The 12,866-nt window shown below is 58.1% G+C and carries 11 protein-coding genes; 5 read left to right on the top strand and 6 right to left on the bottom strand.

Annotated elements, in window-relative coordinates; all coding sequences use genetic code 11:
- Positions 1-198 precede the first annotated feature (198 nt).
- The 3 genes from E6W33_RS06205 to E6W33_RS06195 all read left to right on the top strand — a co-directional run bounded on the left by E6W33_RS06205 (position 199) and on the right by E6W33_RS06195 (position 5,641).
- Positions 199-1,926: a ClcB-like voltage-gated chloride channel protein gene (locus E6W33_RS06205; protein ID WP_136415412.1), complete on the top strand. Its 1,728-nt coding sequence runs from the start codon at positions 199-201 to the stop codon at positions 1,924-1,926.
- A 140-nt stretch (positions 1,927-2,066) separates the two neighbouring features.
- Positions 2,067-4,715: a DNA mismatch repair protein MutS gene (mutS, locus tag E6W33_RS06200; protein WP_136415411.1), complete on the top strand. Its 2,649-nt coding sequence runs from the start codon at positions 2,067-2,069 to the stop codon at positions 4,713-4,715.
- A gap of 8 nt (positions 4,716-4,723) precedes the next feature.
- A complete protein-coding gene (locus E6W33_RS06195; protein ID WP_247869537.1) occupies positions 4,724-5,641 on the top strand; it encodes a hypothetical protein in 918 nt (305 codons plus the stop codon).
- 166 nt (positions 5,642-5,807) lie between these two features.
- Here E6W33_RS06195 and E6W33_RS06190 read toward each other — a convergent pair whose 3' ends face one another.
- Positions 5,808-6,356, bottom strand: a complete 549-nt coding sequence (locus tag E6W33_RS06190) for a peptidylprolyl isomerase (RefSeq protein WP_136415408.1) — start codon at positions 6,354-6,356, stop codon at positions 5,808-5,810.
- A 94-nt stretch (positions 6,357-6,450) separates the two neighbouring features.
- Here E6W33_RS06190 and E6W33_RS06185 point away from each other — a divergent pair, with 94 nt between their 5' ends.
- Together E6W33_RS06185 and E6W33_RS27455 are read left to right on the top strand one after the other, a co-directional pair.
- The gene (locus tag E6W33_RS06185) at positions 6,451-7,584 is read left to right on the top strand and encodes a cupin domain-containing protein (RefSeq protein ID WP_136415406.1); all 1,134 of its coding nucleotides are present in this window, start codon (positions 6,451-6,453) and stop codon (positions 7,582-7,584) included.
- Positions 7,585-7,800: 216 nt separating this feature from the next.
- Positions 7,801-8,049 (top strand): hypothetical protein, encoded by a 249-nt coding sequence (locus E6W33_RS27455; RefSeq protein WP_136415404.1) that lies wholly within the window; start codon positions 7,801-7,803, stop codon positions 8,047-8,049.
- A gap of 79 nt (positions 8,050-8,128) precedes the next feature.
- Here E6W33_RS27455 and E6W33_RS06175 read toward each other — a convergent pair whose 3' ends face one another.
- The 5 genes from E6W33_RS06175 to E6W33_RS06155 all read right to left on the bottom strand — a co-directional run bounded on the left by E6W33_RS06175 (position 8,129) and on the right by E6W33_RS06155 (position 12,866).
- The gene (locus E6W33_RS06175; protein ID WP_136415402.1) at positions 8,129-8,902 is read right to left on the bottom strand and encodes an MBL fold metallo-hydrolase; all 774 of its coding nucleotides are present in this window, start codon (positions 8,900-8,902) and stop codon (positions 8,129-8,131) included.
- A 10-nt stretch (positions 8,903-8,912) separates the two neighbouring features.
- Entirely contained in the window at positions 8,913-10,058 is a 1,146-nt protein-coding gene (gene bamC / locus E6W33_RS06170) for an outer membrane protein assembly factor BamC (protein WP_136415401.1), read from the bottom strand.
- 52 nt (positions 10,059-10,110) lie between these two features.
- Positions 10,111-10,989, bottom strand: a complete 879-nt coding sequence (gene dapA / locus E6W33_RS06165) for a 4-hydroxy-tetrahydrodipicolinate synthase (RefSeq protein WP_136415399.1) — start codon at positions 10,987-10,989, stop codon at positions 10,111-10,113.
- Positions 10,990-11,059: 70 nt separating this feature from the next.
- Complete coding sequence (locus tag E6W33_RS06160) at positions 11,060-11,644, bottom strand: class I SAM-dependent methyltransferase (protein WP_247869536.1); 585 nt, start codon at positions 11,642-11,644, stop codon at positions 11,060-11,062.
- A 19-nt stretch (positions 11,645-11,663) separates the two neighbouring features.
- The gene (locus tag E6W33_RS06155; RefSeq protein ID WP_136415397.1) at positions 11,664-12,866 is read right to left on the bottom strand and encodes a tryptophan--tRNA ligase; all 1,203 of its coding nucleotides are present in this window, start codon (positions 12,864-12,866) and stop codon (positions 11,664-11,666) included.

Raw genomic sequence — 12,866 nt, 5'->3', positions numbered from 1 at the left:
CCGCGTGTGATATAACATGTCGGCGCAAGCGCCAATTTGGCAAGCCGCCACTCATCTCTCGTTAATTTGACGCAGTTTTTTTGAATGCGACCATTCGCGGACTAGTCATCATTCCCGTCTAGCCTGACCGAAGCGCCTTTGGACAAATGCCGTGCGATGAGAGGCAGTAATGCGCTCCTCACCGAAGATACTGCGATCGTGTTAGCCCTTCTTCTAAAAATAAAGCTCCGCCTTCAACGCCTGTTCGATGCCTCGGAAGCGCCGTCGATGCTGCCTTGGGCGGCGGCTGTCGGCTTCGTCGGCGCACTGGCAACGATCATCTTTCGTGATGCCTTGCGCGGGCTCCAATGGCTGTTTCTTGGACGAAGCGGCTCATTCGTCGAAATCGCGGAATCCATGCCCTGGCAGGCGCGCATCGTGCTGCCAATGCTGGGCGGGCTCGTTGCCGGCGGCTTCCTCGTGCTGGCGAAACGACGCAAATCCGACGGCGGGTCGGACTACATGGAATCGATCGCTCTGGGCGAAGGTCATGTGTCGTTCTCACAGACCATCCTGCGCAGTCTGTCATCCCTTTGCACCATTGCCTCCGGCGGATCGATCGGGCGCGAGGGTTCGATGGTGCAGCTTGCCGCACTGAGTGCTTCGCTGGTCGGCCGCGTCACCCATCTTGATCCTTCACGATTGCGCTTGCTGGTCGCATGCGGGGCTGCTGCCGGTATTACGGCAGCCTACAACGCGCCAATTGCCAGCGCATTTTTCATTACCGAAATCGTGTTGGGCGTGATCGCCATGGATAGCCTCGGGCCGGTGATGGTCGCGTCGGTAGTCGCCAACATCACCATGCGACGCTTTCCAGGCTATCAGCCGACCTACGAGATGCCGGTTTTTCCGCCGATCGCGAACATGGAAGTGATCCTGTTCGTCGGCCTCGGTCTGCTGGCCGGCTTCTTCGCGCCGCAATTTCTGCGTCTGCTCGATATCATCAAACGTGCATTTCAAAAAACAAAGCTGCCACTCCCGCTCCGACTTGGCGTCGGCGGACTGATTGTCGGCATTCTTTCCGTTTGGGTGCCCCAAGTGTGGGGCAACGGCTACAGCGTTGTGAACTCCTTGTTGCATGAACCCTGGGCATGGCAGGCTGTGTTGCTCGTGCTGGTATTCAAAGTGATCGCCACCGCGGCAACTGTCGGTTCGGGAGCGGTTGGCGGCATTTTCACACCGACCCTGTTCGTCGGTGCCGCATTCGGATTCCTGTTCGGCCAGGGCATGCATGAATTATGGCCACATGCCGTCTCCGCCCCGTTCACTTACGCGATGGTCGGCATGGGTGCCTTTCTCGCCGCGGCAACCAGCGCGCCACTGATGGCGATTCTCATGATTTTCGAGATGACCTTAAGCTACCAGGTCATGCTGCCGCTCATGCTGTCCTGCGTCGTCTCGTATTTCATTGCGCGCAGCATGGAAGGCACTGCCATGTATGAAATCACAACCAAGCGCGAGAAAGCCGAGAAAGCACGACTGCGCCTGCGTGAAACGCGAATGCAGGATTTCATCAAGGCGGCTGAAACCGTGCTGCCGCTTGACGCACCGCTCCATGAACTGACCCGCCTGTTTCTTCAATACCCGGTGAAATACATTTATATCGTCGATGCATCGAATCGCTATCAAGGCGTGGTCGCCCTTCAGGATCTGGCGCCGGTATTGCCCGATGCTGCTGCAGCGAGCTCACGACAAGCGCGTGATTTTCTGCGCCGCGATTTCCTGGCCGTCATCACGCCCGACATGTCCTTGAGCGAGGCCTTGCAGCGATTTCTGACACACCAGGGCGAACGCCTGCCAGTGGTGCAAGACCTGAACGATCCCGTGCTGCTTGGCGTCGTCTTCAAGACAAGCTTGCTCGACACGTATTTCCGCTTGAACAGGTGAACGCATCAGTCGAATCCTACGCTAGCGGCCGTCGCCGCAGAGTAAAATGGCTGGTTTTATTGCTCGCAGGCCACGCCGAACTTCGGCCCGCATCGAAACAATAGTGTTCTAACCATTGAGCAGATTCAGCATTGCGTTTCATGAACGACCTGGAAAAACACACACCCATGATGCAGCAGTATCTGCGCATCAAAGCCGATCATCCGGACACACTCGTGTTTTACCGGATGGGCGATTTCTACGAGCTGTTTTTCGATGACGCCGAAAAAGCCGCGCGCATGCTGGGGATTACCCTGACCCAGCGCGGCGCCTCCAACGGCTCGCCGATCAAGATGGCCGGCGTACCCTTCCACTCGGTCGAACAATACCTGGCGAAACTGATCAAGCTTGGCGAATCGGTCGCGATCTGCGAACAAATCGGCGACCCCGCTACCAGCAAGGGTCCCGTCGAAAGAAAGGTCGTGCGCGTTATCACGCCCGGTACCCTCACCGATTCCGATCTGCTTCCCGAAAAATCGGATCGGCCACTGCTGGCGCTATGTACCGTGACGCAACGCAAGACCGTGACGGCAGGATTGGCATGGCTGTCAATGGCCAGTGGCGCACTGCGCTTGATGGAATTTTCCGGTGATGCGAAGTCCTTCGAGGTCCGCCTGCGGCAGGAACTGGAGCGCGTCGCGCCAGCGGAAATCCTGCTGGCCGACGAGATCGGACTCATCACGATGCAGGGCATCGCGGGCAAATTCACTTCCGTACCGTCCTGGCATTTCGACTCGACCTCGGGCAAAAAGGCCTTGCTGGAACAGCTTGCCGTGGCAACGCTTTCGGGATTCGGCGCCGACGGGTTGACTGCCGCCGTCGGCGCGGCGGGAGCACTGCTCCGGTACGCACAGTCCACGCAAGGCAAGGGACTGCAGCATGTGCGGACGCTGACGGTCGAATCGGAAAACGAATTCATCGGCCTGGATGCCCCGACGCGCCGCAACCTCGAACTCACCGAGACGATACGCGGGCAGGATGGTTCCGCGGCCTCCCCGACGTTGTTCTCTCAGCTTGATCACTGCCGGACCGCGATGGGTTCGCGCCTGTTGCGTCATTGGCTGCACCACGCCAGACGTGATCAGGCAGTCTCCAAGTCGCGCCATGCAGCGCTCAATGCATTGATGCGCGCTGACGCATCCTCAGGTCTGTCGGCCACCTTGGCGGCTGTTCCCGATATTGAACGGATCACCACCCGCATTGCGCTGCTCTCCGCGCGCCCGCGCGACCTGGCTGGCTTGCGCAGCGGGTTGCAGCAATTGCCGTCGCTGCGAGCGTATGTGGCGATGTGCAACAAGGACGCGGATGCGCCCCTGCTGAGATCGATTCAGGATGCGCTGGCGACACCGTCGGAATGCCTCGACCTGATGGAACGCAGCATCTCCCTGGAACCGGCGGCAATGGTGCGGGACGGTGGCGTGATCGCACGCGGATTCGACGGCGAACTTGACGAACTGCGCGCACTCTCGGAAAACGCCGGCCAGTTCCTCGTCGACCTCGAAACGCGCGAGCGGGCACGCACCGGCATCTCCAACCTGCGCGTGGAATTCAACAAGGTGCATGGTTTCTATATCGAAGTCACGCACGGGCAGACGGACAAGGTCCCGGACGATTACCGCCGCCGGCAAACCCTGAAAAATGCCGAACGCTATATCACGCCCGAGCTGAAGGCCTTCGAAGACAAGGCGTTGTCGGCGCAGGAACGCGCACTGGCGCGCGAAAAATACCTGTACGAAAAACTGCTGAATGACCTTGCGCCGCATATCGGTACCTTGCAAGGCATCGCACACGCATTGGCCGAGCTGGATACGCTGGTAGCACTTGCCGATCATGCGATGCGTAACAACTGGTGCGCGCCACAGCTTGTCAGTGAACCGACCATTCAGATCGAACAGGGCCGCCATCCTGTCGTGGAAAACCAGATCGAACGCTTCATCGCCAACGATTGCGAATTGCACAGCGAGCGCAAGCTTCTCCTGATCACCGGCCCGAACATGGGCGGCAAATCGACCTACATGCGTCAGGTAGCGCTGATTACGCTGCTCGCCTATGTCGGCAGTTTTGTTCCGGCCAGCCGCGCAACAATTGGACCGATCGATCGCATCTTCACCCGCATCGGAGCGGCCGATGACCTCGCCGGCGGCCGTTCGACCTTCATGGTGGAGATGACCGAGTCGGCAGCGATTCTGAATGGCGCCACGGAGCATTCGCTCGTGCTGATGGACGAGGTTGGCCGCGGCACGTCCACCTTTGACGGATTGGCATTGGCCTGGGCGATCGCGCGTCATTTGCTCGAAACGACGCGCAGCTTCACCCTGTTCGCGACGCATTACTTCGAACTCACTCAACTGCCCGAAACGCATCCTGCGGCCGCGAACGTCCACCTTTCCGCGGTTGAGCACAAGGACAGCATCGTTTTCCTGCACGCAGTCCAGCCAGGCCCCGCCTCGCAGAGTTACGGCTTGCAGGTTGCTCAGTTGGCAGGCGTGCCGCAGCCGGTCATCAGGGCAGCGCGCAAACATCTGGCCGCGCTAGAAGCCCATTCAGTGCAGGCGACGCCTCAGTTCGACTTGTTTGCGAACAGCATTGCGGAAATCCAAGAGTCGCCCGATATACCAGAACCGGAGAACTCGATCGAGGTCACAGCAGTGATGGAAGCGCTGGCCGAAACCGATCCGGACGCGCTTTCTCCGCGTGAAGCACTGGATGTGCTGTATCGGTTGAAGAATCTGGCTGCCAAACAACAATGAGAAGAATCGTGCTGCAGTCCGTGCTGGTGTGCGCCGCCTTGGCGCAGGCTTGCGCATTCGCCGCCGAATCGGGAGAATTCAGTTTCGCGGTGATTTCACATCCGCACAAGCCATCCTCGGATGATGCCGAATTGCGCAACGCGATCGAATCAACCGACGCCGAAAACCTCGCCTTTGTCGTCGCCAATGGCATCAAGGCTGTCGATGAACCGTGCACCGACACAGTGTACGGTCAAAAAGAATCCCTCTTGCAGACGGCAAAAAACGGATTGATCGTATCGCTCGCCGCAAGCGATTGGGCCGAGTGCAAAAATGAAAACGGCAGGTCGGTGGCGAACGGGAAATTGAATCGCCTGCGCGATCTGTTCTTCAGCGACGAGTTCTCGATAGGCGAAAGCCGGATTCCGGTCATTCGCCAATCGACAACCGCGAAGTTTCGCAACTTTCCGGAAAATGCACGCTGGGAAATAGGCGGCATCATGTTTGCCACCCTTAACTTGCCTGCCAATAACAACCACTATGTATTCGATGCCGGCCGCAATGGCGAATTCGAAGATCGGCTGGTGGCCAATCGCGACTGGCTGCAACGCATCTTCATGCACGCAGCACGCGACGAGCTCAATGGAATCGTACTGTTCTGCGATGGCAATCCGCTTGCCAAACCGGGCGTGTCAGGGCGCAAGCGTGACGGATTCGCAGAGATGAGGCGCCAGATCAGTAGCCTCGCGGCGCAGTTTACGGGGAAAGTCCTTATCATTCACGGCGCGGCTGCTGCCCCCTCCCCTTCGAGGCGCATCAACTGGCAGGGCAAGCTCGGCGAACTGGCCACAGGGCCGGGCTGGGTCAAACTCTCCGTCAACCAATCCGACCCTTCACTGTTCTCCGTTGCTGTCGAGCCCGCACAGGCAAGGAACAATCATCACTGAGACCGGCGCGAAGAATGCGTACCGCAACTCCGGAGCGACGAATGATTGCGGGACAAGGCACCCGAAATCCGGCGCCTGCCGGAGCAGAAACCCGCAGCGCTAGTATGTAGTATTCACTCAGGCTTTGTAATACCTGCACTGCGGGCAAAACGAGAGGTCTTTGTTCTTATTGCAGCGGATAACTGCGGAACTGATCGCCCTCATCGCCTTCGTCATCCTCAACGTCGCCGTGGTGATGACCATGTTCGCCGTGCACATGCTGATGTGCGATTTCTTCGTCGGAGGCCGTGCGCACCTCTGCGACATTCAGGGTAAAGCGCAGCGCCATGCCGGCCAGAGGGTGATTTCCATCCAGGACAACCTTGTCGTCCGCGATATCCGTCACCGTGAAAATAAGCGGCTCGTCGCCATCCTCTCCGCCATCCGGCGTGCCCTCGAACTGCATACCGACTTCAATCGGCTCCGGTAGTCGATTGCGCGGCTCGATCTTGATCAGGCTCGGGTCGTATTCACCGAACGCATCATCAGGCTCGACCTGGATGGTGGTTTCATAACCGGCATCCTTCCCTTCCAGAGCCTCTTCGATCTTCGGCAAGGTATTCTCGTAACCGCCGTGCAGATAGACCATCGGCTCTCTGCTTTCCTCAATCAGATTGCCCTGCGCATCCGACAATTTATAGTGCACTGTCACTACCGTATTCTTGGCAATCTTCATGGCCAAACCTTTCAAAAAGATGTTCACGCGATTATACCCGGCAGCACAAGCCCTTGGCCTCTCAGCAATAGGCATGCCTATATAATCTGGGCCTATGAAAAATACCTCACTTCTCGGCGGCCTCTCGCCACAACAGTTCCTGCGTGACTACTGGCACAAGAAGCCACTGTTGATTCGCCAGGCTTTCCCGGGCTTCACACCGATCATGACGCGGGAAGAACTTTGTGAACTTGCGGCACGTGACGACGTGGAATCGCGCCTGATTTCTCACTTCGGCGCACACTGGGCAATGCGCAAGGGACCGTTCGACACACTTCCTTCATTCAGGAAAAAACCTTGGACCATGCTGGTTCAAGGTGTCAATTTGCATAACGACGCGGCAGATGCGCTAATGCAGCAATTCCGTTTCATTCCAGATGCGAGGCTCGATGACGTGATGATCAGCTACGCCACCGATACTGGCGGCGTGGGTCCGCATTTCGACTCCTACGATGTTTTCCTGCTGCAGGCACATGGGCAACGACGCTGGCGCATCGGCGCACAAAAGGATCTGTCTCTCGTGGAGGGTATGCCGCTGAAAATCCTGAAGAATTTTCAGGCCGAGCAGGAGTTCGTGCTGGAACCGGGCGACATGCTTTATTTGCCGCCCCACTATGCGCATGACGGGATTGCCGTCGGCGAATGCATGACCTATTCGGTCGGCTTTCGTGCCCCCGCTTATCAAGAGCTTGGCGAGGCCTTTCTGCAATTCATGGCCGATTCAATTGAACTGCCAGGCCGCTATGCCGACCCCGATTTGGCACCAAGCAAACACCCTGCGGAAATCAGCAACGTGATGCTGCACCGTGTCGCAGAAGAAATCGCCAAGATCCGTTTCCACAAGAGCGACATCGCCATCTTTCTCGGAGAGTATCTGTCGGAACCGAAACCAAATGTCTTTTTCGAGTCACCGACGCGACCGCTCTCTTTGCACCGCTTCGCGCAAGCCGCTTCCAAGCAAGGCGTTTGCCTGTCCCGAAAGACAAGAATGTTATATCGAGGCAAGTACGTATTTATCAACGGTGAGTCATTCACAGTTCGTCGTGAAGACAAGATAGTGCTCGCATCGCTCGCGAACGCGCGCAAGCTCAGCAATACCGAAGTGGCAGGAGTGTCGCAAGACGTGCTGGAAGCCCTTCATACCTGGTACGAGGACGGATGGATCGAGCTCGGACAAAATAATAATTAAGCATGTTGTCCGCTTACAAAGCGCTTACTAAAAAGAAAAAGCGATATGTCTTGTTGTAAAAAAACCCGTTATAATTGTGAGTTAGGAAGTTTTCAATGTGTGGCGATGCAGCATTTAATGCGTAAAGCCTGCGAAAACCCCTATCGAGCGATAATTACCGGTAATTATTCATCGCATGATTTGATTTTTGATAATAATCTTTGAAGGAAATAATCCATGAAAAAGACTCTGCTGATCGCTTCCCTGTTGGCTGTTGCTCTGGCTGCTTGCGGCAAGAAAGAAGAAGCTGCTGCTCCGGCACCGGCTCCTGCTGCTGAAGCTCCTGCTGCTGCTCCGGCTGCTGCCGCTCCGGCCGCTTCCGCTGAAGCCGCTCCGGCTGCTGCTGCTCCGGCTGCTTCCGCTGACGCTGCTGCTCCGGCTGCTTCCGCTCCGGCTGCTGCTGCCAGCGCATCTGCTTCCAAGTAATCTTCGATTGCTTGTGCAAAAGCCGACCCTCGGGTCGGCTTTTTTTCGTTTCAACGGGCCGGTCGGCGAGCGAAAGCGATCACATATTTAAATCGATCCAGTCAAATCCCTCTTCCTGACAAGCGATCCTTACTTGCGCTGCATCGACTACGCTGCATAAGGCCGCGCGCGCCAGCTCCGGTGTATTGTTTTGCTGGCTCAAATGGGCGCCGACAACCATCTTCAAGCGGGTTCTGTCGATGGCAGCAAGAATTTCAGCGCTGGTATCGTTCGACAAATGCCCGAACGCACCGCCGATTCGCTGCCTGAGCGATGGCGGATAAGCCGAATTCGCCAGCATCTGGCGATCATGATTACATTCCAGCATCAGAGCATCGCATTTGCCGAGTGCGTCGACCAGATGCGGCGTGGACTGCCCGGCATCAGTCAACACACCGAGCTTGTAACGGCCGTCGCTGGCAACGTACTGTATTGGTTCCCGTGCATCATGCGGAACAGTGTAGGGGATCAGTTCAAGGTCGCCGATGGACAGGCGTTCGCTGTCGCGGCAAAAATGCAAATCAACACCCTCACATGCCTTTTGCACCGCCTGATAGGTGCCGAAGCTGAGCCACACGGGCAACCGATGGCGGCGAGCAAATTTGAATACACCGCCGACATGATCCTGGTGTTCATGCGTGACGACAATCCCGGAGAGATCGGCCGGCTGCATGTCCAACTTCTGCAAACGGCGCTCCGTTTCCCTGATGGCAAACCCGCAATCCAGCATGACTGTCGTGCGGGTTAGTCCCGATGCGGCGGAGATCAGCAGCGCATTTCCCTCGCTGCCGCTTCCTAGACTTGCAAATTTCAATCGTCTTCAGTTATTTGAGTTGCTCGTTCAGCAAAGAGAGAATCTTGTCAGCGGTTTGCGACGAGTCTTCACGACCTTCGCTATCGAGGACAGCGACTTGACTGACCGCACCAGTCCCCTTGACCGATACACGGTAGCGCAGAGCGGACTTCGCCTTGTCGTCACTACCGAATGTGAACAGCCGCGAGAAGAATCCCTTTTCGGATGCCTTCGCCTTGTCTTTCTCAGGGTCGACATAGCGCACGTAGTAGACGCCCTGGGCGCGGTCACGGTCTTCCACCGTGAATCCGACACGGTCCAGCGCCAGGCCGACTCGACGCCATGCGCGGTCGAAGCCTTCATCCACTTCGACGTATTCGCCCTTGTTACCTTTGACCAGCTTGGCGCGCAGTGGTTGCACACCGGCATTGACGACAGTTTCCTTGGCCCTCACGCTTTCCACGCCGAGGCGTGCCATCAGCTTCGACAGGAATTCAGCTTCGAGTTCCGGGTCGGAAGGACGCGGCGTCCACATGGTGCTGTCTTTTTGCTGACCGACCAGGACTTCCTGCATGCCGCGGTGGCTGATATAAATTTCGGTCCCGCCGTTGGCCGTGCGTTCAAGCCGCGTACGGAACTTGTCACGCTCGCCGGTCGAGTACATCGAGTCGAGCGCTTTGCCCAGCGCGTTACGAATGAAATCCTGCGGAATTTTGGCGCGATTTTCGGCCCAGTCGGTTTCCATCACGCCGGTCTGCGGCGATTCCATGGTCAGGAGAAAGCCGGAATCCTGCCAGAAATCCTTGATCTGCGGCCACAGCACTTCAGGACTCTGCTTGACCACGAGCCAACGCTGGTTGCCGGCGCGCTCGATGTGCACGTCGGCGTTCGCGTTGGGAGCAACAACTGCGGTAGAAGTCGGCTTGACGCCCTGCTGCAGGTTGTAGCCGGACGCGGTCGCAGTGCCCCGGACTTCCGGAATCGCATAACGGTTCTCGCGCTGCAACTGGGTCAAATCGGGAGGCACTTCCAGGGAAGGCGCTTTCCCTGCACTCTTGTAATCCACGCGATCCGGTTCCAGCACCGAGTCTATCGAGCCGCAGCCGGCGAGACCGGCCAGCGCCAGTGCATAAATAAGTCCACGTTGAGCCAAGTGTGCGTTCTTGCGAATAGTCATGTCGATGCTGAATGAGATGGGTTCTGTTTATCTACCGGACCAGGAGCGGCGCTTATTGTAATACACCGGACTCGCGCAACGCGGCGCGTACGGTCTCGTGGAAATCCGCGCCGAGCGACACCAGCGGCAAACGAATCCCCGACGGGATCAGACCCATTTCGGCCATGGCCCACTTCACGGGCACCGGATTCGGTTCGACGAAGAGCTTGTTATGCAAAGGCAGCAGTTTGTTGTTGATGGCAACCGCTTCGGCGACCTTGCCGCTCATTGCGGCGACACACAGTTCATGCATGCCGCGCGGCGCAACATTGGCAGTCACGGAGATGTTCCCCTTCGCGCCACAGAACATCAGCGCCATCGCGGTCGGATCGTCGCCCGAGAAAACCGAGAAGGATTTCGGCGCGAGGCGGATCAGATCGCTGCCGCGCGCGATGTTGCCGGTTGCGTCCTTGACGCCAATGATGCCACGCACCTGCGCCAGTCGCAGGATGGTTTCGTTCGACATGTCGGCGACAGTGCGGCCGGGGACATTGTAAAGAATCGCTGGCAGATCGACTGCTTCAGCGATCTTCTTGAAGTGCTGATACATGCCTTCCTGCGTCGGACGATTGTAGTAAGGCACCACCAGGAGCGAGGCATCAGCGCCGACGTTCTTCGCATACTGCGTCAGTTCGATCGCTTCTGTGGTCGAATTCCCGCCCGTGCCAGCAATGATGGGAATGCGCTTCGCGGTATGCTCGACGGCGACCTTGATCAACTCGCAGTGCTCTTCCACGGAGACCGTAGGCGACTCACCGGTCGTTCCGACGATGACGATGCCGTCGGTGCCTTCGGCGATGTGCCAGTCGATCAGTTTGCGCAAACCAGGCAAGTCGAGACTGCCGTCTGCGTGCATGGGGGTGACGATTGCGACAATGCTGCCCTGAATCATGATGTTATTCGGTAAAGGGTAAAACGATGATTGTAGCGGATAGGCTGCTCCCGTGGGGCAATCATGCCTTTCAATTCAGGCGCAAACGCTCCGGGGCGACGGCCGATTCCGCCCGTATGGCGCATATCCGCTGAACCATCGCCGGCCTCGGATTTTCGAGGTAACCGTCTTCAAAGGCCAGGACGCGCAAGGCGCAGCGCTGCTCCGCGGCGACAAACTTGAGCAGTTCACCCGGTTGCAGGAGGAACGAGGGATTGGAAGGCTTGCCAAAATGCTCATTCCCTTGCGCGAAGGTTTCGTAGATGAGCATTCCACCCGGCCTCAGACTGCGGAAAATATGCGGAAAGAGAGGGCGATGGAGGTAGTTGGTGACTACAATGCCGGCGAAACGCTCCTCGGCAAACGGCCACGCAAAACCCGCGTCTTCAAGGTCGAGCTGCTGTGTCGTGACGTTCAGACCCGCGGTGTGCTTGAGGGCGACCGGGTCACGATCAACGGCCAGCAGCGCATGCCCCAAGCCGGTCAGCAGACGTGTATGCCGCCCGCCCCCGCAGGCCAGATCGAGCACGTCGCCATCCAGGATCAGCGGAGCAAAGCGCGTGACCCACGCCGAGGGCTGATCCAGCAAGTTGTGCGGTGACGATGGAATTTGCAATTGGCGCCTGCTTCCTTGATCAGCTGTAGTTGAGGCCCATCGCCTCGCGCACGTCGCGCATGGTTTCCTGCGCCAGCTTACGCGCCTTGTCGCAGCCGTCGGCGACGATAGCGCGCACCAGGGACGGATCGTCGAGGTACTTCTGCGCACGCTCGCGCATGGGTTCCTGTTCCTTGAGGATTGCATCGACAACCGGTTGCTTGCATTCGAGGCAACCGATGCCGGCCGATTTGCAGCCCTTCACGACCCAGTCTTTCGTCTCGTCGTCGGAGTAGACCTGATGCAGCTGCCAGACCGGGCACTTCTCCGGATCGCCCGGATCGGTGCGACGTACGCGTGCGGGATCGGTAGGCATGGTGCGGATCTTCTTGGTGACCGATTCCTTGTCTTCGCGCAGCGTGATGGCATTGCCATAGCTCTTCGACATTTTCTGACCATCCAGGCCGGGCAGCCGCGACGCTTCCGTCAGGCGCGCCTGCGGTTCGACCAGGATCAGCTTGCGACTGCCTTCCAGGTAGCCGAACAGGCGCTCGCGATCGATCATCGACAGGTTCTGCGCTTCGTCGAGCATGGCCTTGGCTTGCGCCAGAGCGTCCGCTTTGCCTTGCTGCTGAAACTCGGTGCGCAACTCCGTATAGATCCGTGCGCGCTTGCTGCCGAGCTTCTTGACCGCTTCCTGCGCCTTTTCCTCGAAACCCTTTTCCTTGCCGTACAGGTGGTTAAAGCGACGTGCCAGTTCGCGCATCATTTCGATGTGCGGGATCTGGTCTTCGCCGACGGGAACCAGACTCGCGCGATAAATCAGCACGTCAGCCGCCTGCAGCAGGGGATAACCGAGGAAGCCGTAGGTGGCGAGATCGCGGTCGGCGAGTTTCTCCTGCTGATCCTTGTAGGTCGGCACGCGTTCCAGCCAGCCGAGCGGCGTCGCCATCGACAGCAGCAGATGCAGTTCCGCATGTTCCGGCACGCGCGACTGGATGAACAGTGTTGCCTGCGCCGGGTCGATGCCGGCGGCGAGCCAGTCGACCACCATGTCCCAAACACTCGTTTCAATAATGCTGGGGTCGTCGTAATGCGTGGTCAACGCGTGCCAGTCGGCGACAAAGAACAGGCAAGGCAATTCGGATTGCATCTTGATCCAGTTCTTGAGGGCGCCGTGATAATGGCCAAGGTGCATCGCACCAGTCGGACGCATGCCGGAAACAACACGATCGGGGTACAT

It is taken from the genome of Herbaspirillum sp. ST 5-3, from assembly GCF_004804275.1.
GTDB lineage: Bacteria > Pseudomonadota > Gammaproteobacteria > Burkholderiales > Burkholderiaceae_D > Noviherbaspirillum.
Note: the sequence above shows the minus strand (reverse complement) of the source record. Positions and strands in the feature narration are given on the sequence as shown.

Bases quoted from the DNA above. Each gene is read 5' to 3' on its own strand.
- E6W33_RS27455 (WP_136415404.1), top strand. From the start codon at position 7,801: ATGAAAAAGACTCTGCTGATCGCTTCCCTGTTGGCTGTTGCTCTGGCT.
- E6W33_RS06155 (WP_136415397.1), bottom strand. From the start codon at position 12,866: ATGTACCCCGATCGTGTTGTTTCCGGCATGCGTCCGACTGGTGCGATG.
- mutS (WP_136415411.1), top strand. From the start codon at position 2,067: ATGAACGACCTGGAAAAACACACACCCATGATGCAGCAGTATCTGCGC.
- dapA (WP_136415399.1), bottom strand. From the start codon at position 10,989: ATGATTCAGGGCAGCATTGTCGCAATCGTCACCCCCATGCACGCAGAC.
- bamC (WP_136415401.1), bottom strand. From the start codon at position 10,058: ATGACTATTCGCAAGAACGCACACTTGGCTCAACGTGGACTTATTTAT.
- E6W33_RS06185 (WP_136415406.1), top strand. From the start codon at position 6,451: ATGAAAAATACCTCACTTCTCGGCGGCCTCTCGCCACAACAGTTCCTG.
- E6W33_RS06190 (WP_136415408.1), bottom strand. From the start codon at position 6,356: ATGAAGATTGCCAAGAATACGGTAGTGACAGTGCACTATAAATTGTCG.